The following is a 19,405-nucleotide window of genomic DNA, read 5'->3' on the forward strand; positions in this document are numbered from 1 at the left end:
TTATATGTAAAAAAAGCAGAAAAGCCGATGTAGCTCAGCTGGCTAGAGCAGCTGATTTGTAATCAGCAGGTCGTGGGTTCGAGTCCCTCCATCGGCTCAAATTTTCTGCAAAAGCAGAAATCTCAAAATAAGATTTGAGAACGTTCTTTAAAAGAAATGAAATAAGTTAATTGGGGAGATACTCAAGCGGCCAACGAGGGCAGACTGTAAATCTGCTGACTACGTCTTCGCAGGTTCGAATCCTGCTCTCCCCACAAACTTTTTTTAAGATTCTTTAAAATATTGAAACCTGATAAGTGTAAAGCTTATCGAAATGCGAGAGTAGCTCAGTTGGTAGAGCGTCAGCCTTCCAAGCTGAATGTCGCCGGTTCGAACCCGGTCTCTCGCTCTAAGTGAGAAACGGGAGAGAAGTTTATGCTGAGCGTAGACGAAGTAAACCCGGTCTCTCGCTCTAAATTCCTGCGAAGGCAGGAAGCTCTTTTTTTAGAATAACCTTTTTAAGGTTTTTTGAGAAAATAGGAAATAAAAACTTTACGCCGGTGTAGCTCAGGGGTAGAGCGTTTCCTTGGTAAGGAAGAGGTCACGAGTTCAAATCTCGTCATTGGCTCTATATTTAGATTAAAAAATTAGAATACACTAATATTATTATATAACTAAGATTAAATTTTTTTAAAAACATGGCAAAGGCAACTTTCGATCGTTCAAAACCACACTTAAATATTGGTACAATTGGACACGTAGATCACGGTAAAACAACTTTAACTGCTGCTATTACTAAAGTATTAGCTGATGCAGGTTTATCAGAATCAAGAGATTTCGATACTATCGATAACGCTCCAGAAGAAAAAGAAAGAGGTATTACAATTAATACTTCACACGTTGAGTATCAAACAGAAAATCGTCACTACGCGCACGTTGACTGTCCAGGTCACGCCGATTACGTAAAGAACATGGTTACTGGTGCTGCTCAAATGGATGGTGCAATCTTAGTGGTAGCTGCTACTGATGGTCCTATGCCACAAACTCGTGAGCACATCTTATTAGGTCGTCAAGTAGGTATTCCTCGTATCGTTGTTTTCTTAAACAAAGTTGATATGGTGGATGATGAAGAGCTTTTAGAGCTTGTTGATATGGAAGTTAGAGATTTATTATCTTTCTACGAGTACGATGGAGATAATGGTCCTGTAATTTCTGGTTCTGCTTTAGGTGCACTTAACGGTGAGCAAAAATGGGTAGATACTGTAATGGAATTAATGAATGCTTGTGATGAGTGGATTGAAGAGCCTGTACGTGATATGGATAAGCCTTTCTTAATGCCTATCGAAGATGTATTCTCTATTACTGGTCGTGGTACTGTTGCAACTGGTCGTATTGAAACTGGTGTTGCTCAAACAGGTGACCCTGTAGATATCGTTGGTATGGGAGCTGAGAAATTAACTTCTACTATTACTGGTATTGAAATGTTCCGTCAAATTTTAGATAGAGGTGAAGCTGGTGATAACGCTGGTATCTTATTAAGAGGTATTGAGAAATCTCAAATCTCAAGAGGTATGGTAATCGTTAAGCCTGGTTCTGTAACTCCTCACGCTAAATTTAAAGCTGAGGTTTATATCCTTAAGAAAGAAGAAGGTGGACGTCACACTCCATTCCACAACAACTACCGTCCACAGTTCTACGTACGTACAACTGACGTAACAGGAAACATCCAACTTCCTGATGGAGTTGAAATGGTTATGCCTGGAGATAACTTAACTATCACTGTTGAATTAATCAACACGATTGCAATGAACGTAGGTTTACGTTTCGCTATCCGTGAAGGTGGTAGAACAGTTGGTGCAGGTCAGGTAACTGAAATTTTAGACTAATTAATAATTAGTTGAATCAAAATAATAAGCTAAGGTATTCCTTTTTTGGAATACCTTGACTTATGTTTACGGGCGTAGCTCAGTTGGTAGAGCACTGGTCTCCAAAACCAGGTGTCGGGAGTTCGAGTCTCTCCGCCCGTGCAAAAAATGAGAAATGGTTTTTATAACTGTTTCTCATCATTTGGATAAACGTGATGGCATAAGTGGTACTCACGACAAGTAAATAATAGGATTGCCTGTTAAAAATTAAAATGGATACTTGTATCAATTAGATTAAAAAGAAACAACAATGGCTGGATTTGTAAATTATATAAAGGAATCATTCGGAGAACTAAAGAATAATGTGACTTGGCCAACTTGGGCTGAAGGACAGAGTTTAACTATTTTAGTTGCTGTATTTTCAATTATATTTTCACTTGCTATTTGGGGTGTTGATACTGTATTTAGCAAGGTGATTGCAACTTACTTTGATTTGATTCGTTAAGACTAAACAGAAAAAAGAATATTTTATGTCTGAAGTAAGTGATAAAAAATGGTACGTTGTTCGTGCAGTAAGTGGTCAAGAGAACAAAATTAAAAGTTATATCGAAAACGAAATTGCTCGTTTAGGTATGCAAGATTATGTTGATCAAGTATTAGTGCCTACAGAACGTGTTGTTCAAATTCGTAACGGAAAAAAAATTCATAAGGAAAAAGTGTTTTTTCCTGGATATATTATGGTTCAAGCCAATTTAACTGGTGAAGTACCGCACATTATTAGATCGGTTACCAATGTAATTGGATTTTTAGGTGAAACTAAAGGAGGTGATCCTGTGCCATTAAGACAATCTGAAGTAAACAGAATGTTAGGTAAAGTAGATGAGCTTTCTGTTGAGGAAACTGCTAATGTAGCGATTCCTTATACAAAAGGTGAAACCGTTAAAGTTATCGATGGTCCTTTCAATGGATTTGATGGAACGATTGAGAAAATTAACGAAGAGAAGCGTAAACTTGAAGTGATGGTTAAGATTTTCGGAAGAAAAACACCATTAGAGTTAAGTTATATGCAAGTTGAAAAAGTATAATAGTGTTACAATTAAGATAGGTGAGTCTTTCGCTTCCAAAAGAGAGATAACACCAAAATTAAATTATTAAAAATGGCAAAAGAATTAGGTAAAGTAGTTAAGTTACAAGTTCGGGGAGGTGCTGCGAATCCGTCGCCACCGGTTGGACCCGCTTTAGGAGCTGCAGGTGTTAACATCATGGAGTTCTGTAAGCAATTCAATGCTAGAACACAAGACAAGGCTGGTAAAGTATTACCAGTTGTGATTTCTGTTTACAAAGACAAATCATTTGACTTTGTAATTAAGACACCACCAGCGGCAGTTCAATTATTAGAAGCTGCCAAGTTGAAAAAGGGTTCTGGAGAGCCAAACCGAAAAAAAGTAGCTAAAGTATCTTGGGACCAAATCAAGACTATAGCAGAAGACAAAATGGTAGATTTAAATGCATTTACAATTGAGTCAGCTATGAAAATGATTGCAGGTACAGCAAGATCGATGGGAATCACTGTAACAGGAACATTTCCTTCTTAATCTATTAAAGACATTACAAAATGGCAAGATTAACAAAAAAGCAAAAAGAAGCTTTAGCGAAAATTGAAAAAGGAAGAGTATATTCATTAGAAGATGCATCAGCCTTAATTAAAGAAGTTACCAATACAAAATTTGATGCGTCAGTAGACTTAGCTGTACGTTTAGGAGTAGATCCTCGTAAAGCAAATCAAATGGTAAGAGGTGTGGTATCTCTTCCTCACGGTACTGGTAAAGACGTAAAAGTATTAGCATTAGTAACACCAGACAAAGAAGCAGAAGCTAAAGAAGCGGGTGCTGATTATGTAGGTTTAGATGAGTACCTTGATAAAATCAAGAGTGGTTGGACAGACGTTGATGTTATTATTACTATGCCTAGCGTTATGGGTAAATTAGGTCCTTTAGGACGTGTATTAGGTCCTCGTGGTTTAATGCCTAACCCAAAGACAGGAACAGTAACAATGGATGTTGCAAAAGCTGTATCAGAAGTAAAAGCTGGTAAAATTGACTTTAAAGTTGATAAAACTGGTATTGTACACGCTGCTATCGGTAAAGCATCTTTCAGTGCTGATAAAATTGCAGATAATGCAAATGAATTATTACAAACATTATTGAAATTAAAACCAACAACTGCAAAAGGTGTTTATGTAAAAAGCATTTTTATGTCTTCTACAATGAGCCCAAGTATCGCTGTTGATTCTAAAATTGGTTAATTAAGTTAAAACTTTTATTATGACAAGAGAAGAAAAATCATTGGTAATTGAGGAATTAACTGCAGAATTAGCTAATAACGCAAATATCTACTTAACTGATATTTCTGGATTAAACGCTGATACTACCTCAAATTTACGTCGTGCTGCTTTTAAAGCAAACGTACAAATGGCAGTTGTTAAAAATACATTACTTGCAAAAGCAATGGAGGCTTCAGATAGAGATTTTGGAGATTTACCTTCAGTACTTAAAGGAAATACATCTGTGATGTATTCTGAGACAGGTAACGTACCAGCTAAGTTGATTAAAAACTTCCGTAAAAAATCAGAGAAGCCTTTATTAAAAGGTGCTTTTATTGAGGAAGCTGTTTACATCGGTGACGAACAATTAGACATGTTAGTTGATATCAAGTCTAAGGAAGAGTTAATTGGAGAGATTGTTGGATTATTACAATCGCCTGCTAAAAACGTTGTATCGGCTCTTAAATCAGGAGGAAGTACAATAGCTGGACTTATAAAAACACTATCTGAAAAAGAAGGATAGTCTTAAATAGTACGCACTTTATTACAATTATATTATTACAAAATCATTAAAACGATAGAAAAATGGCAGATTTAAAAGATTTCGCAGAACAATTAGTTAACCTTACTGTAAAAGAAGTAAACGAGTTAGCAACTATATTAAAAGATGAGTATGGTATCGAGCCTGCTGCTGCTGCTGCAGTTGCTGTTGCTGGTCCTGCTGCAGGTGGAGAAGCTGAAGAAGCTCAAACTGAATTTGATGTAATCTTAAAAGCAGCTGGTGGATCTAAATTAGCAGTTGTAAAATTAGTTAAAGAATTAACTGGTTTAGGATTAAAAGAGGCTAAAGGTTTAGTTGATGACGCACCAAGCCCAATCAAAGAAGCAGTTTCTAAAGACGAAGCTGAAGCTCTTAAAGCTCAATTAGAAGAGGCTGGAGCAGAGGTAGAGCTTAAGTAAGCTTAACATCTCAAACATTTAACGGTTTAGGTCTGAAGGCGTTCTTCAAGACCTAAACCATTTTGCGTATATAACGTTTACATACGCTACTATTATTTTTTTTTAATCAAAATTCCGTCCATTGATGTTATCAACACAAGCTGAAAGATTAAATTTCTCTTCTATAATTAATAGAACGGAATATCCAGACTTCTTGGATATTCAGATTAAATCCTTCCAGGATTTTTTCCAGTTAGAAACTAAATCAGAGGAAAGAGGTGATGAAGGTCTTTATAATACCTTCATGGAAAACTTTCCAATTACAGATTCTCGTAATCAATTCGTTTTAGAATTTTTAGATTACTTTGTAGATCCACCAAGATATGCTATTGAAGAGTGTATTGAAAGAGGACTTACTTACAGCGTTCCGCTAAAGGCTAGGTTAAAGTTATATTGTACAGACCCTGAACATGAAGATTTCGAAACCATTGTTCAAGATGTGTACTTAGGAACTATTCCTTACATGACGCCTTCTGGAACTTTTTGTATTAATGGTGCAGAGCGTGTTGTAGTATCTCAATTACACCGTTCACCAGGGGTTTTCTTTGGCCAATCTTTTCACGCCAACGGAACCAAATTATATTCAGCCAGAGTTATACCATTCAAAGGATCTTGGATTGAATTCGCTACAGATATCAACCAAGTGATGTATGCGTACATCGATAGAAAGAAAAAATTACCTGTTACTACGCTTTTCCGTGCCATTGGTTTTGAGCGTGATAAAGACATTTTAGAGATTTTTGACTTAGCCGAAGAAGCTAAAGTTTCAAAAACAGGATTAAAAAAATACTTAGGAAGAAAATTAGCTGCCCGTGTATTAAATACATGGCATGAGGATTTTGTTGATGAAGATACGGGAGAGGTTGTATCTATTGAGCGTAATGAAATTGTGCTTGATCGTGATACAATTCTTGATAAAGAAAATATAGAAGAGATTCTTGATGCTGATGTGAAGACTATTCTTTTACATAAAGAAAGTACTGAGCAAGGTGATTATGCTATTATTCATAACACACTTCAAAAGGATCCAACAAACTCTGAAAAAGAGGCTGTTGAACATATCTACAGACAACTACGTAATGCTGAGCCGCCAGATGAGGAAACAGCACGTGGTATTATTGATAAATTATTCTTTAGTGACCAACGTTACTCTTTAGGAGAAGTTGGACGTTATAGAATGAACAAAAAATTAGGTCTTGATATAGGAATGGATAAGCAAGTGCTTACCAAAGAAGATATCATTACCATTATTAAATATTTAATCGAGCTTATCAACTCTAAAGCTGAGATTGATGATATTGATCACTTATCTAACCGTCGTGTACGTACCGTTGGTGAGCAATTATCTTCTCAATTTGGTGTTGGTTTAGCACGTATGGCGCGTACCATTCGTGAACGTATGAACGTTCGTGATAATGAGGTGTTTACTCCTATTGATTTAATTAATGCTAAGACTTTATCGTCGGTAATTAATTCTTTCTTTGGGACAAACCAGTTATCTCAATTTATGGATCAAACCAATCCACTAGCTGAAATTACGCATAAGCGTCGTTTATCAGCTCTTGGACCTGGAGGTTTATCAAGAGAGCGTGCAGGATTCGAGGTTCGTGATGTTCACTACACACACTACGGACGTTTATGTCCTATTGAAACACCAGAGGGACCAAATATTGGTTTAATTTCTTCACTTTCTGTTTACGCAAAAGTTAACCCAATGGGATTCATTGAAACACCTTATAGAAAAGTTACTGATGGTGTTGTTGATATTAAAAATGAACCAACTTATTTAAGTGCTGAAGAAGAGGAAGAAAAATTAATCGCTCAAGCAACTGTTAAAGTTGATGACGATGGAAAAATTCTTCATGATAAGGTTATTGCAAGAATGGAAGGTGACTTCCCAGTAATTGATCCAGGTGCATTACATTATACAGATGTTGCTCCAAATCAAATTTCTTCAATTTCTGCTTCTTTAATTCCGTTCTTAGAGCATGATGATGCGAACCGTGCCTTGATGGGATCAAACATGATGCGTCAAGCGGTACCATTATTAAGAGTTGATGCACCAATTGTAGGAACTGGTTTAGAGCGTCAAGTGGCTACTGATTCTAGAGTGTTAATTAATGCTGAAGGAGAAGGAGAAGTACTTTACGTTGATGCTAAAGAAATACAAATTAGATACGAGCGTACCGAAGATGAAGCTAAAGTAAGTTTTGATAGTGATGTTAAAACATACCAATTAGTAAAATACAGAAAAACTAACCAAGGGACATCTATCAACCTAAAACCAATTGTTGTTAAAGGTGATAAAGTTTCTAAAGGTCAAGTTTTATGTGAAGGGTATGCTACACAAAAAGGAGAATTAGCTTTAGGTAGAAATATGAAAGTAGCCTTTATGCCTTGGAAAGGGTATAACTTTGAGGATGCGATTGTAATTTCTGAAAAAGTAGTTCGTGAAGATATATTCACTTCTATCCATATTGATGAGTACTCTCTTGAAGTAAGAGATACTAAATTAGGAAATGAAGAATTAACTAACGATATCCCTAACGTTTCTGAAGAGGCTACTAAAGACTTAGATGAAAATGGTATGATTCGCGTTGGTGCCGAGGTTAAGCCTGGTGATATTCTTATTGGTAAGATTACTCCAAAAGGAGAGTCTGATCCAACTCCTGAAGAAAAATTATTACGTGCGATCTTTGGTGATAAAGCTGGAGATGTGAAAGATGCTTCTTTAAAAGCTTCACCTTCATTGAATGGTGTTGTTATCGAGAAGAAATTATTCGCAAGAGCCGTAAAAGATAAACGTAAGAGAGCTCAAGATAAAGATGATATTCTTGCTTTAGAGGCTCAGTACGATAGAAAGTTTGATGAATTAAAAGATATTTTAGTTGATAAACTTTTCAACATTGTAAACGGAAAAACAGCTCAAGGTATCTTTAATGATTTAGGAGAAGAAGTTTTACCAAAAGGTAAAAAGTTTACACTTAAAATGTTAAATGCTGTTGATGATTATGCGCATTTAGTGTCTGGAAAATGGACAACAGATGATCATACTAATCAATTAGTGGCTGATTTAATTCACAACTACAAGATTAAAGAGAACGATTTACAAGGTTCTTTACGTCGTGAGAAGTTTACAATCTCTGTAGGTGATGAGTTACCAGCAGGTATTATTAAATTAGCTAAAGTTTATATCGCTAAGAAACGTAAACTTAAAGTAGGTGATAAAATGGCAGGACGTCACGGTAACAAAGGTATTGTTGCTAGAATTGTTCGTCAAGAAGATATGCCATTCTTAGAAGACGGAACGCCTGTTGATATCGTACTTAATCCACTTGGTGTACCATCGCGTATGAACATCGGGCAGATTTATGAAACGGTATTAGGTTGGGCCGGACAAAAATTAGGACGTAAATACGCAACACCAATCTTTGATGGTGCTTCAATTGATCAAATTAATGAATTTACAGATGAAGCTGGAATTCCAAGATATGGTCATACGTATCTTTACGATGGTGGAACAGGTCAGCGTTTCGATCAACCAGCAACAGTTGGTGTGATTTACATGCTGAAACTAGGACACATGGTTGATGATAAAATGCACGCACGTTCTATTGGACCTTACTCATTAATTACGCAACAACCATTAGGTGGTAAAGCACAGTTTGGTGGTCAGCGTTTTGGTGAGATGGAAGTTTGGGCACTTGAGGCTTATGGCGCATCAAGTACCTTACGTGAGATTTTAACTGTAAAATCTGATGATGTTATTGGTAGAGCTAAAACTTACGAAGCTATCGTAAAAGGTGAACCAATGCCAGATCCAGGATTACCAGAATCATTCAACGTACTTATGCACGAATTGAAAGGTTTAGGTCTAGACATCAGATTAGAAGAGTAGTTAATTAATTAAATTCATTTCAACCATATATTATGGCAAGAAAACAAGATAAAAATACAGTTAAGAGATTTAATAAAATCTCAATTGGTTTAGCATCACCAGAATCTATTTTAGCAGAGTCTAGAGGTGAGGTTTTAAAACCAGAAACTATCAATTATCGTACTCACAAACCTGAACGTGATGGTTTGTTCTGTGAGCGTATTTTTGGTCCTGTAAAGGATTATGAGTGTGCTTGTGGTAAGTATAAAAGAATTCGCTACAAAGGTATTGTTTGTGACCGTTGTGGTGTAGAAGTAACAGAAAAGAAAGTACGTCGTGATCGTGTTGGGCACATCAATTTAGTTGTTCCTGTTGCACACATTTGGTACTTCCGTTCTTTACCAAATAAAATTGGTTACTTATTAGGATTACCTTCTAAGAAATTAGATATGATTATTTACTACGAACGTTACGTAGTAATTCAACCTGGTAATGCTAAAAATGAAGAAGGTGAACCATTACAAAAAATGGACTTCTTAACAGAAGAAGAGTATCTAAATATCATGGAAACTCTTCCTCAAGATAATCAATATTTAGACGATTCAGACCCTAACAAGTTTTTAGCTAAAATGGGTGCTGAATGTTTAATTGAGTTGTTATCAAGAATTGATTTAGAGTCTTTATCATACGAATTACGTCATAAAGCAAATACAGAAACGTCTAAACAACGTAAAACTGAAGCTTTAAAACGTTTACAAGTTGTTGAGTCTTTAAAAGAATCTAACAATAACCGTGAGAACCGTCCGGAGTGGATGATCATGAAAGTGATTCCAATTATTCCGCCAGAATTACGTCCATTAGTACCTTTAGATGGAGGTCGTTTTGCAACTTCAGATTTAAATGATCTTTACCGTCGTGTTATTATTCGTAACAACCGTCTTAAAAGATTAGTTGAAATTAAAGCTCCAGAAGTAATTTTACGTAATGAAAAACGTATGCTTCAAGAGTCTGTTGATTCATTATTTGATAACACACGTAAGTCTTCAGCGGTAAAAACAGATTCTAACAGACCTTTAAAATCTTTATCAGATTCATTAAAAGGTAAGCAAGGTCGTTTCCGTCAAAACTTACTTGGTAAACGTGTAGATTATTCAGCACGTTCGGTAATTGTTGTTGGACCAGAATTAAAATTATTTGAATGTGGATTGCCTAAAAATATGGCAGCCGAATTATACAAGCCTTTCGTAATTAGAAAATTAATTGAAAGAGGTATCGTAAAAACGGTTAAATCTGCTAAGAAAATTATAGATAAAAGAGAACCAGTGGTTTGGGATATCTTGGAAAATGTTCTTAAAGGACATCCGGTATTACTAAACCGTGCGCCTACCTTACACCGTTTGGGTATTCAAGCTTTCCAACCAAAATTAATTGAAGGAAAAGCGATCCAATTACACCCATTAGTATGTACGGCCTTTAACGCCGATTTCGATGGTGATCAGATGGCGGTGCACTTACCACTTGGACCAGAAGCTATTTTAGAATGTCAAATGTTAATGTTGGCATCTCATAATATCTTAAATCCTGCAAATGGTTCTCCTGTAACGGTACCTTCTCAGGATATGGTACTTGGTCTTTACTATATGACCAAGCTACGTAAATCTACTCCAGAAGTGCCAATTCAAGGTGAAGGATTAACATTTTACTCTGATGAAGAGGTTGAAATTGCTTTCAATGAGAAACGTGTTGATTTGAATGCTGGAATTAAAGTAAGAACTATCGACATCAACGAAGATGGTAAACTTGCTCCAATGATTATTGAAACTACTGTTGGTCGTGTATTATTTAACAAACACGTACCACAGGCAGCTGGATATATTAATGAGGTATTAACCAAAAAATCTTTAAGAGATATTATTGGTAACATCCTTAAGGCAACTTCGGTTCCTGAAACAGCTGATTTCTTAGATGCTATTAGAACTTTAGGATTTAAATTCGCCTTCCAAGGTGGTTTATCGTTTAGTTTAGGTGATATTATCATTCCGCCAGAAAAACAAGGTATGATTGATAAAGCTAACGGTTTAGTTGAAGGTATTACAGGTAACTATAACATGGGACTTATTACCAACAATGAACGTTATAACCAAGTTATTGATATTTGGACGTCTACAAATGCTGAATTGACAGAATTGTCTATGAAACGTATTCGTGAAGACCAACAAGGATTCAATTCGGTGTTTATGATGCTTGATTCTGGTGCTCGTGGATCTAAAGAACAGATTCGTCAGTTAACTGGTATGCGTGGATTAATGGCGAAACCTAAAAAATCTACTGCAGGAGGTGGTTCTATTATTGAAAACCCGATTCTTTCTAACTTTAAGGAAGGTCTTTCAATTTTAGAATACTTTATCTCAACGCACGGTGCTCGTAAAGGTCTTGCGGATACGGCACTTAAAACGGCCGATGCAGGTTACTTAACACGTCGTTTAGTTGATGTATCTCAAGATGTTATTATCAATACTGAAGATTGTGGTACATTAAGAGGTGTTGAAGTTGAGCCATTGAAGAAGAATGATGAAGTTGTTGAAAGTTTAGCGGAAAGAATTGTAGGACGTGTGTCATTAAATGACGTTTACAATCCGTTAACTGAAGAAAAATTAGCTTCTGCTGGACAATTAATTGATGACGCTGTAGCGAAAGTTATTGGTGGATCTCCATTAGAAAGTATTGAAGTACGTTCTCCATTATCTTGTGAAGCTTTACAAGGAATTTGTGCTAAATGTTACGGACGTAACTTAGCTACAGGTAAAATGGTACAACGTGGTGAAGCTGTTGGGGTTGTTGCGGCACAATCAATTGGTGAGCCAGGTACACAGTTAACACTTCGTACATTCCACGTAGGTGGTATTGCAGGTAACATTTCAGAAGAAAATAGCTTAATTGTGAAGTTTGATGGTGTTGCTGAAATTGAAGATTTAAAAACAGTTAAAGGTCAAGATGGTGATGGAAACGATATTGATATCGTAATCTCTAGAACGTCTGAACTTAAACTTATAGATAAGAAAACAGGTATCGTACTAAGTACGAATAACATTCCTTATGGTTCGACTATTAATATTAAGAATGGTCAAGAATTATCTAAAGGAGATGTGGTTTGTTCTTGGGATCCATATAACGGGGTTATTATTTCAGAATTTGCTGGTAAAGTAAGATATGAAAACCTTGAACAAGGGGTAACGTACCAAGTAGAGATTGATGAGCAAACAGGTTTCCAAGAGAAAGTAATTTCTGAATCTAGAAACAAAAAGCTTATCCCAACGTTGCATATTGAAAATGCAAGTGGTGAAACCATGCGTTCTTACAACTTACCAGTTGGAGCACACATTATGATTGATGATGGTGAAGCTGTTAATATTGGAAAAATCTTAGTTAAGATTCCTCGTAAATCTGCTAAGGCAGGTGATATTACCGGTGGTCTTCCTCGTGTAACTGAGTTATTCGAAGCACGTAACCCTTCTAACCCAGCAGTAGTTAGTGCTATTGATGGTGTGGTTTCTTTCGGGAAAATCAAAAGAGGTAACCGTGAGATTATCGTAGAATCTAAATTAGGTGATGTTAAGAAATACTTAGTGAAATTATCAAGTCAGATTCTTGTTCAAGAAAATGATTTCGTAAAAGCGGGTATGCCATTATCAGATGGTTCGATTACACCTAACGATATCTTAAATATCAAAGGCCCTTCAGCGGTACAACAGTACTTAGTAAATGAAGTACAAGAAGTATATCGTTTACAAGGGGTGAAGATTAATGATAAGCACTTCGAGGTTGTTGTAAGACAAATGATGCGTAAAGTTAGAATCATTGATTCTGGTGATACCATTTTCCTAGAAGATCAATTGGCTCATAAAGCAGATTTCATCAAAGAAAACGATGATATCTTCGGAATGAAGGTTATTGAAGACGCTGGAGATTCTTCAACGTTGAAAGCAGGACAAATTGTTACCCCACGTCAGTTAAGAGATGAGAATTCTATCTTACGTCGTGAAGACAAAGCGCTTGTTTCAGCTAGAGAAGCACAACCAGCAACGGCAACTCCAATACTTCAAGGTATTACAAGAGCGTCGCTTCAAACGAAATCATTTATTTCTGCTGCTTCCTTCCAAGAAACAACTAAAGTACTTAACGAAGCTGCAGTAGCAGGTAAAGTAGATGCTTTAGAAGGCTTGAAAGAAAATGTAATTGTTGGACATAGAATTCCAGCAGGTACAGGTATGAGACGCTATTCTGATATCATTGTTGGCTCTAAAGAAGAGTTTGACGAAATGATGCAAGTAAAGCAAGAACTTAATTACAACTAGTATTTTGAATTCCCGCGAAGGCGGGAATCTTAAAAATAGAAGCCTTCAAGTATGAATATACATGAAGGCTTTTTTATTTTAAAATCACATAACTTTAAAACATTTCCTCTATATTGGAAAAAAATATTTAAATATGGCAGACGAAAAAGACGCTCAAAAGCAAGGACAGATAAACATAGAATTAGACGAAAAAGTAGCGGAAGGAACGTATTCTAACCTAGCAATTATAAATCATTCGGTTTCAGAATTTGTTGTAGATTTTGTAAATATCATGCCTGGAGTTCCTAAAAACAAAGTAAAATCTAGGATTATTTTAACACCTCAACACGCCAAACGTTTGTTGAAAGCATTAGGAGATAATATTACAAGGTTTGAAAGTGCACATGGTGAAATTAAGGATTACGAGCAACCTCCAATACCTTTAAACTTTGGTCCAACGGGTCAGGCTTAAAAGCAATTTATAAACCTCTAGAAGAAATGAATTTGGTTGCACGAAATGTTTTAATCGAGCAACCACCAATACCTTTAAACTTTGGACCAACAGGTCAGGCCTAATTTAGTCGTATAAAAAAAGCCTTTGAACAATTTGTTCAAAGGCTTTTTTTTAAAAGGCCATTTCCTTTTTATTCAGCTTAAATGTTAAAGCTCCGGAAGGACATTTTTTGACTTGTGCTTTAATACGTTCCGTAGAACTCCCATTGGGGTCAATCCAAGGGATGACCGAATCTTGGAAGACATCAGAGAGCTCTTGAGTACACACATTAGATTGAGTACATTTAAAAGGGCAATATGATATGGTAAACTCATGATTGCGATATTCTGTTGTTTTCATAGCTAAAGCTTTTGGGGAACTTTAATTAAAATTATAATCGATGTACTTTATACGAGTACTAATCAAATTCGGATGTAAAATGTAGTTTTACGTTCGGGTATTTTTGCTGTGTCATTTGCAAAGAAAATGCCGAGTCAGCTAAGAATACCAGTTGATCACGCTTATCTTTCGCTAAAAAACGTTGTTTAACACGTACAAATTCTTTGTATTCTTCAGATTTTGAATTGCTAGGGTCTACCCAGCAAGCCTTGTGTACATTTAAATTTTCATAGGTACATTTCGCACCATATTCATGCTCTAATCGGTATTGAATAACTTCATACTGTAAAGCACCAACCGTACCAATAACTTTTCTTCCGTTAAGTTCTAAAGTGAATAACTGGGCGACACCTTCATCCATCAATTGGTCGATTCCTTTGAAAAGCTGTTTCGATTTTAAAGGGTCAGCATTGTTGATGTATCTAAAGTGTTCTGGTGAGAAACTCGGAATCCCTTTGTAATTTAAAATCTCACCTTCGGTCAGGGTATCTCCAATTTTAAAGTTTCCGGTATCTTGTAAGCCTACAATATCACCAGGGTAGGAGATATCTACGATTTCTTTCTTCTCTGCGAAAAAGGCATTCGGACTAGAAAACTTTACTTTTTTATTATGTCGAACGTGCAAGTATGGTGCATTTCGTTTAAATTCTCCAGATACAATTTTTATAAATGCCAAACGGTTTCTATGGTTAGGGTCCATATTGGCGTGAATTTTAAATACAAAACCACTAAACTTATCTTCATCAGGTTTTACCAAACGTTCTTCACTGTTTTTTGGTTGTGGTTTCGGTGCGATATCCACAAAACAATCTAGAAGTTCACGAACTCCAAAACTGTTTAAAGCAGAACCAAAAAATACAGGTTGTAACGTGCCGTTTAAATAATCTTCATTATTAAACTTCGGATAAATCCCTTCTACAAGCTCTAATTCTTCACGTAACGTTTCAGCTGAATCATCACCAACTAATTTATTGAGTTCATCAGAATCTAAATCTGAAATTTCAATGGTTTCTTCAATATTCTTTCGGCTATCACCACTAAATAAGTTGACGTTCTTTTCCCAGATATTGTAAATACCTTTGAAATCGTAACCCATACCAATAGGGAAACTCAGCGGAGTAACTGTCAGGCCTAATTTTTGCTCAATTTCATCAAGTAATTCAAAAGCATCCTTACCCTCACGGTCCATCTTATTGATAAAAACAATCATAGGAATGTTACGCATACGGCAAACTTCAACCAGTTTTTCCGTTTGCTCCTCAACACCTTTGGCCACATCAATAACGACAATAACACTATCTACAGCGGTTAGGGTTCTGAAGGTGTCTTCAGCAAAATCCTTGTGCCCTGGGGTATCTAGAATGTTAATTTTAATACCATTGTATTCAAAAGCTAAAACCGAAGTGGCTACCGAAATTCCACGCTGACGCTCAATTTCCATGAAATCACTCGTGGCACCTTTCTTTATCTTATTACTTTTTACAGCACCGGCTTCTTGAATGGCACCACCAAAAAGTAATAACTTTTCAGTTAATGTCGTTTTACCAGCATCGGGATGCGATATGATTCCGAAAGTTCGACGTCTTTTTATTTCTTCTAAAAAACTCATAAATCTTGTTGCAAAATGGGTTGCAAAGATACTATTAAACTTCAATAAGAAAGGAAGTTGAAGGGACTTTTTGAAATTCTAATTGCATTCATAATGCTATTCAAAATTTACTTGGTATTTTTGTTTTTGTATAAAAGAGTGGGACCTGAGTCTTCATCTTAATAAATGAAGATTTTAGGAGATTCTAACTCATATAATTAGCGCATATAAATTTATAGATGAAAGAAGAAGAAGTAATACTTGTTAACGAAAAAGATGAGCAAATTGGTTTAATGCCAAAAATGGAAGCACACGAAAAAGCCTTGTTACACCGTGCCTTTTCTGTGTTTGTTTTTAATGACAAGAATGAATTGATGTTGCAACAACGTGCTTTAGGCAAATACCATACGCCAGGATTGTGGACCAACACTTGTTGTAGTCACCAACGTGATGGGGAGTCTAATCTAGAAGCTGGTAAACGTCGTTTGCAAGAGGAAATGGGCTTTGTTACTGAATTAGAAGAATCTATTTCTTTTATTTATAAGGCCCCATTTGATAATGGATTAACTGAGCACGAGTATGATCATATTCTTTTAGGAAAGTATAACGACACCCCGAACATTAACCCTGATGAAGTGGAAAGTTGGAAATGGATGTCTTTAGAGGCTGTGAAGGAAGATATTGCCGCACAACCAGAAATTTATACTGCTTGGTTTAAAGTTATTTTTGATAAATTCTACGATAATATAAAAATCAATTCATGAGAGCTACGGTAAGTAGAAAAGCACATTTTAATGCCGCCCATAGGTTGTACAGAAAGGACTGGAGTTTTGAAAAAAACGATCAAGTCTTCGGGAAATGTAACAACCCGAATTATCATGGTCACAATTACGAACTTATTGTAAGTGTTACTGGTGAAATTGATAAAGAAACGGGCTTTGTGATTGATGTGAAAATTCTAAAAGAACTTATTGAATCTGAAATTGAAACAGCCTTTGATCATAAAAACCTTAATCTTGAAGTTCTAGAGTTTGAAAGTCTAAATCCTACTGCCGAAAATATAGCTGTGGTGACTTATAATAAATTAAGACCTCACTTAGAAAAGCGTTTGGATCTTGAAATAACCCTGTATGAAACCCCTCGTAATTTTGTGCGTTATTCAGGAGAATAGCAAAGCGAAAAGCAGGTAAAAGTGGTGCTTGTTTTAACCAATTTAACAGCGCACAATAAGACTCTAAAATATATCTTAAAAAAGCGGTCTATTGGAAGTTTATATGTAATTTTGCGCAAAATAAATTAAGATTATTATGGCAAATGTTAGAAACCTAAAAAAGGATATTAATTTCGTTTTAGGTGATATTATAGAAGCGGTTTATGTATGGGAATATACAAACACCGATAAAGGTACTAAGGATAGTGAAGCAATTATTGATGAGGCCATCAAAACATTTGACGAACTTATTGTAAAGGTAAATGCAAAATCTGAAAACCCAAAAGCGCATTTTAAAGCGGTTAACGCTGAGTTAGAAACTAAGGGTCGTGCTTTAATTGATAAAATTAACGCACTAGGATAAAATTTTTTAACGGAATGCTTGCAATTAAAAAAATTGCGATTATATTTGCACCCGTTAAATAAGCCGATGTAGCTCAGCTGGCTAGAGCAGCTGATTTGTAATCAGCAGGTCGTGGGTTCGAGTCCCTCCATCGGCTCAAAAAAACCTCACTTTTAGTGGGGTTTTTTTATGCTTAATAGTGACGGTTTTCCTTGAAGCCGATCAAAAAAATCGTTGAAATTTTCGATAACCAGTATTATTTAGTTTTTAAGCATAATTTCTCTGATGAAATTTAAGCTAGGGATTTATCGCGTACATTATCTTCCTTCGGGTTTAGATTCTTTTTGCTAAGCAGAAACGTTCTCGATTTCGCTCCAAACCCGTTCTATTGATGTTTCGTGATGGTCTTTAATTCTACCTATCTCAGTGCGTTGTCGAGAATAATTTTTAATTTAAGTGGAAAGTTAATTCTAGTTTGTAACTCGGACTTGCGTAAGGTGTCGCTTTTAGATACATTCATAAACAAAAAGACCCTTGCAAATTGCAAGGGTCTTTTTGTTTAAATGTTTCATGAAAATTATTCTTCACGCTCCTTAATGTCTTTTACAAAATTATCTAATTCTACACCGTATTTTGACGCTTTTACCTCTGGTGTCAATGATTTATTAATCGTGTCCAATAAATCGATACGGGCATTGTATATTTCAGATAAAGCTAGGTATGGCGCAACTTCACTGTCTTTGTGCTGCAGTGCAAAATTAACGGTGTATAAATACTTTCTTTTTAAAGAACTGCTTTCTTCTTTTTCAAGTGCTGCATATTTCACAGTATCCTTTGCCATTTGAGCTTCATACTTTTCTTTAATTATCTCTAAGTTTCTATTATTAGCTTTAGATATCAGCGCTTTATATTGTTCTAGAATCTCTTGTTGTTTAGAGCCTTTAATTTTCGCGTCGTAAACAAAGTTTTTTAGAGTAGTATTAATTTCAGTGATACCTTTATCAGCAAAGAAACCAATGCGATCTTGTTCTGTACTATTTTTATCAAGATCTAGATAAAACATCTCTGGCGATTCTATTTTGCTGTGTAGTTCGAAGCTTGGGTTACCGTTTACTACTACCGAATCAACCGTTACTAAAACAGTGTCTTCTACCTTTTTTAGATAAACGGTACCTTTTTTAAGGCCTTTAATATGTGTTTTTACTGTTAAATCGTTGTTGTTATTACCGCAAGAGCAAAGTATCGCAGCTAATAGAAGTATTGAGATTTTTTTCATGAATAGAAATGGTTTAATAAAAAGCAAATATCTAATAATTAATTTTTATAAACTAAATCCAACGCGTATTTTAGAAAGTGAAAGCATTTACTTTCTGTTAAAGTAATCACAAAACGAAATGACAAAAAATCTTTTGGCACAGGGATTGCGTATAAGTATATGAATGCATTTATGTATAGTTTATTGAGTGGTTACTTTAAACTTGTAAGTGTTATTCATATTTTTGGTTGGTTAGTTAGTGAGAAAGCACCTTTTTATAAAGGTGCTTTTTCCATTTATAGAGGTGAGGTTATTGTAAGTAGTCGAATGGCGGCTTCTGAAAATATAATTTTAGCACAGTCATGTAGTACTATTCTTTGTTTTGGTGAGTTTTTTGGGTACAAATGTTAAGTATTTGTGTTTTTCATCGAAAAAATTGGTATTTAGTCGTTTTAATTAGGAAAAGTATCTTATATTTGGAGTGTACTAAATAATACATTTTTTTAGTTCAATGGATTAATTAATTAATATTTGCAATATGTTGTTGATGTGGCTATTCCAAATCTAACTTCATAACACAATGAGCAAATGATAAGAAACCGAGTTTGAGGGAGCTCGGTTTTTTTATGTCTTTTTTTTAAATTTTTCATCCGTTTGTCATGTGTTTTCGGGAGATGTGCTATACTGACAGCCTTACATGGGATCATTCCTAAAAGTTGTGTTTATGCAAAAATTGTAGT

17 protein-coding genes and 6 tRNA genes are annotated in these 19,405 nt (G+C 35.6%); 20 read left to right on the forward strand and 3 right to left on the reverse strand.

The features are described from left to right. Positions 1-23: 23 nt before the first annotated feature. The 15 genes from F6U93_RS07455 (at position 24) to F6U93_RS07525 (ending at position 13,849) form a co-directional block, all read left to right on the forward strand. Positions 24-97: transfer RNA gene (locus F6U93_RS07455), tRNA-Thr, on the forward strand. Between the two features lie 75 nt (positions 98-172). Beyond that, positions 173-254, forward strand: a tRNA-Tyr gene (locus F6U93_RS07460). Positions 255-315: 61 nt separating this feature from the next. Further along, a tRNA-Gly gene (locus F6U93_RS07465) sits at positions 316-388 on the forward strand. A gap of 147 nt (positions 389-535) precedes the next feature. After that, positions 536-607: transfer RNA gene (locus F6U93_RS07470), tRNA-Thr, on the forward strand. A gap of 70 nt (positions 608-677) precedes the next feature. Then, positions 678-1,865: an elongation factor Tu gene (gene tuf / locus F6U93_RS07475; RefSeq protein WP_150938398.1), complete on the forward strand. Its 1,188-nt coding sequence runs from the start codon at positions 678-680 to the stop codon at positions 1,863-1,865. A gap of 68 nt (positions 1,866-1,933) precedes the next feature. Then, positions 1,934-2,006 (forward strand) — tRNA-Trp (locus F6U93_RS07480). A 148-nt stretch (positions 2,007-2,154) separates the two neighbouring features. Beyond that, complete coding sequence (gene secE / locus F6U93_RS07485; RefSeq protein ID WP_150938400.1) at positions 2,155-2,349, forward strand: preprotein translocase subunit SecE; 195 nt, start codon at positions 2,155-2,157, stop codon at positions 2,347-2,349. Between the two features lie 25 nt (positions 2,350-2,374). Then, on the forward strand, positions 2,375-2,929 hold the full coding sequence (gene nusG / locus F6U93_RS07490) for a transcription termination/antitermination protein NusG (RefSeq protein ID WP_150938402.1): 555 nt from the start codon (positions 2,375-2,377) through the stop codon (positions 2,927-2,929). 72 nt (positions 2,930-3,001) lie between these two features. Beyond that, positions 3,002-3,439 (forward strand): 50S ribosomal protein L11, encoded by a 438-nt coding sequence (gene rplK / locus F6U93_RS07495; protein WP_150938404.1) that lies wholly within the window; start codon positions 3,002-3,004, stop codon positions 3,437-3,439. Positions 3,440-3,459: 20 nt separating this feature from the next. Continuing rightward, positions 3,460-4,149 (forward strand): 50S ribosomal protein L1, encoded by a 690-nt coding sequence (rplA, locus tag F6U93_RS07500; RefSeq protein ID WP_150938407.1) that lies wholly within the window; start codon positions 3,460-3,462, stop codon positions 4,147-4,149. Positions 4,150-4,168: 19 nt separating this feature from the next. After that, complete coding sequence (gene rplJ, locus F6U93_RS07505; RefSeq protein WP_150938409.1) at positions 4,169-4,690, forward strand: 50S ribosomal protein L10; 522 nt, start codon at positions 4,169-4,171, stop codon at positions 4,688-4,690. A gap of 62 nt (positions 4,691-4,752) precedes the next feature. Further along, positions 4,753-5,127 (forward strand): 50S ribosomal protein L7/L12, encoded by a 375-nt coding sequence (gene rplL / locus F6U93_RS07510; RefSeq protein WP_150938411.1) that lies wholly within the window; start codon positions 4,753-4,755, stop codon positions 5,125-5,127. A gap of 124 nt (positions 5,128-5,251) precedes the next feature. Next, positions 5,252-9,064 carry a DNA-directed RNA polymerase subunit beta gene (rpoB, locus tag F6U93_RS07515; RefSeq protein WP_150938413.1) on the forward strand — a complete coding sequence of 1,271 codons (3,813 nt, stop codon included), beginning with the start codon at positions 5,252-5,254 and terminating at the stop codon, positions 9,062-9,064. 32 nt (positions 9,065-9,096) lie between these two features. Next, positions 9,097-13,398 carry a DNA-directed RNA polymerase subunit beta' gene (rpoC, locus tag F6U93_RS07520; RefSeq protein WP_150938415.1) on the forward strand — a complete coding sequence of 1,434 codons (4,302 nt, stop codon included), beginning with the start codon at positions 9,097-9,099 and terminating at the stop codon, positions 13,396-13,398. Between the two features lie 133 nt (positions 13,399-13,531). Next, a complete protein-coding gene (locus tag F6U93_RS07525) occupies positions 13,532-13,849 on the forward strand; it encodes a DUF3467 domain-containing protein (protein ID WP_150938417.1) in 318 nt (105 codons plus the stop codon). Between the two features lie 153 nt (positions 13,850-14,002). Here the strand turns inward: F6U93_RS07525 and F6U93_RS07530 are convergent, their stop codons facing one another. Both F6U93_RS07530 and F6U93_RS07535 read right to left on the reverse strand, forming a co-directional pair. Further along, the gene (locus tag F6U93_RS07530) at positions 14,003-14,230 is read right to left on the reverse strand and encodes a (4Fe-4S)-binding protein (protein WP_150938419.1); all 228 of its coding nucleotides are present in this window, start codon (positions 14,228-14,230) and stop codon (positions 14,003-14,005) included. Positions 14,231-14,288: 58 nt separating this feature from the next. Next, entirely contained in the window at positions 14,289-15,878 is a 1,590-nt protein-coding gene (locus F6U93_RS07535; protein WP_150938421.1) for a peptide chain release factor 3, read from the reverse strand. A 218-nt stretch (positions 15,879-16,096) separates the two neighbouring features. On the opposite strand from F6U93_RS07535, the gene idi reads away from it, so the two are divergent. From idi to F6U93_RS07555, 4 genes are all read left to right on the forward strand, one after another. Then, positions 16,097-16,621 (forward strand): isopentenyl-diphosphate Delta-isomerase, encoded by a 525-nt coding sequence (gene idi / locus F6U93_RS07540; RefSeq protein WP_150938422.1) that lies wholly within the window; start codon positions 16,097-16,099, stop codon positions 16,619-16,621. Then, on the forward strand, positions 16,618-17,028 hold the full coding sequence (locus tag F6U93_RS07545; RefSeq protein ID WP_150938424.1) for a 6-pyruvoyl trahydropterin synthase family protein: 411 nt from the start codon (positions 16,618-16,620) through the stop codon (positions 17,026-17,028). Before idi ends, F6U93_RS07545 begins: the two co-directional genes overlap by 4 nt. A gap of 136 nt (positions 17,029-17,164) precedes the next feature. Next, entirely contained in the window at positions 17,165-17,431 is a 267-nt protein-coding gene (locus F6U93_RS07550) for a hypothetical protein (protein ID WP_150938426.1), read from the forward strand. A gap of 62 nt (positions 17,432-17,493) precedes the next feature. After that, positions 17,494-17,567: transfer RNA gene (locus F6U93_RS07555), tRNA-Thr, on the forward strand. A gap of 420 nt (positions 17,568-17,987) precedes the next feature. Here F6U93_RS07555 and F6U93_RS07560 read toward each other — a convergent pair. After that, on the reverse strand, positions 17,988-18,686 hold the full coding sequence (locus F6U93_RS07560) for a DUF4369 domain-containing protein (protein WP_150938429.1): 699 nt from the start codon (positions 18,684-18,686) through the stop codon (positions 17,988-17,990). A 159-nt stretch (positions 18,687-18,845) separates the two neighbouring features. Here F6U93_RS07560 and F6U93_RS07565 point away from each other — a divergent pair, with 159 nt between their 5' ends. Continuing rightward, a complete protein-coding gene (locus F6U93_RS07565) occupies positions 18,846-19,076 on the forward strand; it encodes a hypothetical protein (protein WP_150938431.1) in 231 nt (76 codons plus the stop codon). The last annotated feature ends 329 nt before the right edge of the window (positions 19,077-19,405 follow it).

Origin of the sequence: Pseudotamlana haliotis (genome assembly GCF_008806375.1) — a bacterium.
GTDB classification, from domain to species: domain Bacteria; phylum Bacteroidota; class Bacteroidia; order Flavobacteriales; family Flavobacteriaceae; genus Pseudotamlana; species Pseudotamlana haliotis.